The organism is Streptomyces sp. NPDC050546 (assembly GCF_044457425.1).
Taxonomy (GTDB): Bacteria; Actinomycetota; Actinomycetes; order Streptomycetales; family Streptomycetaceae; genus Streptomyces.
In genome coordinates, this window is sequence record NZ_JBITGX010000040.1 from 1 (window position 1) to 1,333 (window position 1,333).

The 1,333-nt window shown below is 70.1% G+C and carries 1 protein-coding gene and 1 pseudogene; both read left to right on the plus strand.

What is annotated here, in order from left to right:
* Positions 1–546: hypothetical protein (locus tag ACIBK5_RS43595; RefSeq protein ID WP_399029085.1), on the plus strand; the 546-nt coding region annotated here is incomplete at its 5' end.
* Positions 547–663: 117 nt separating this feature from the next.
* A pseudogene (locus tag ACIBK5_RS43600) lies at positions 664–1,333 on the plus strand (ATP-binding protein); the annotation flags it as partial.

The window sequence follows — 1,333 nt, forward strand, 5'->3', positions numbered from 1 at the left end:
GTGAGCACGCACAAGCTGCCCGGCTACGGCTCCACCCTGCGCACCTCCAAGCGGCTGACCGAGCAGGCCGTCAAGCTCGTGGCCCGCTCCGTGTCCGGCCGCATGCCGGACGTGGAAGTCATCCTGACCAACGAACGCGGCATGGCCGAACTGATGGTCGCCGCTGACATCGCCCTGGCCGGCTCCGCCGACCGCCGCGCCCTCAACCGCGCAACCCGCCAGGCCAAGCACACCGCCCGCGAGATCCAGGCAACGGCGATCCCGCGCCCGGACGGCTCGACACTGATCCTGATCAACGCCGACAAGCACCCCACCCCGGCCGACTTCGCCGTGACGCTCGTGCACGAGCTGGTCCACGCCATGCAGTTCAGCCGCAAAGGCGTCCTGGAACGGATCGTGCGCAACACCCGCGCCGAACTCGGCATCGAGCGCCAGTCCCGCCGCCAGGCCCGCGAACACGAGCAGCTCGTGGAGCTGGACGAGAACGAGGCACACAGCCGCGAGTACCTCGCCGACAAGCTCGTCCCCGGCGCCCGCGCCGCCTGACACCGCGCACCCCCACAACTTCGCGGCGGGGTGGCCTCTTTCCTGCCACGGACCAGGCCACCCCGCCGCCTCCCTCAACTCCCGCCCCGCATCGGGGCAGTCAGGAGAACCCCCAGCATGTCCGACAACGTCGTACGCCTCCACAAGAACCCCGAAACCCCTGCCCAGGACGCGCCGGTGACCACGCTCACCGTGGTGTCCGACGCCCCCGCCCCGGCCCCGGTGCCGCTGTGGGTGCGCTCCGGGCGGGCCGTGAAGCGGTTCGCCACCGACGAAAAGACCACGACCACCGTCCGCGCGGTCGCGCGCCACGGGATGTACACGTTCAACGGGGGCCGGATCGTGGCCCGCCGCACCTGGGACGGCCGTACCGGCTCCCGCTACGAGCGCATGATCCGTGCTGCTGAAGCCGCGGGGAACCACGAGCTGGCCGAGGAGTGGGAAGAGCGTCTCCAGCGCTTCCGGGATGCCCGGCACCGGCGCCGCATGGACCTGCTCACCTCGCCCGTGGATGTGGCCAAAGGTGCTGCCATCGGCACCGGGATGAGCATCGGCACCCTGATCGCTCTCGGCATCGTGATGGCCCTCAACACCAAAGATGTGGCTGACGTCATCACGCCGCTGACGGCGGTGATCGAGTTCATCGGCCTGCTCATCACCATCGTTCAGGTCGTGTGGCCCTACGCCGTCACCCTCGGCCCGCTGTTCGCCCTGCTCGCCCTGTGGTCGGTCGGGCGCAAGCAGCAGGCCGCACCGAACTGGGCACTGCCCGACAACGTCCGCAACG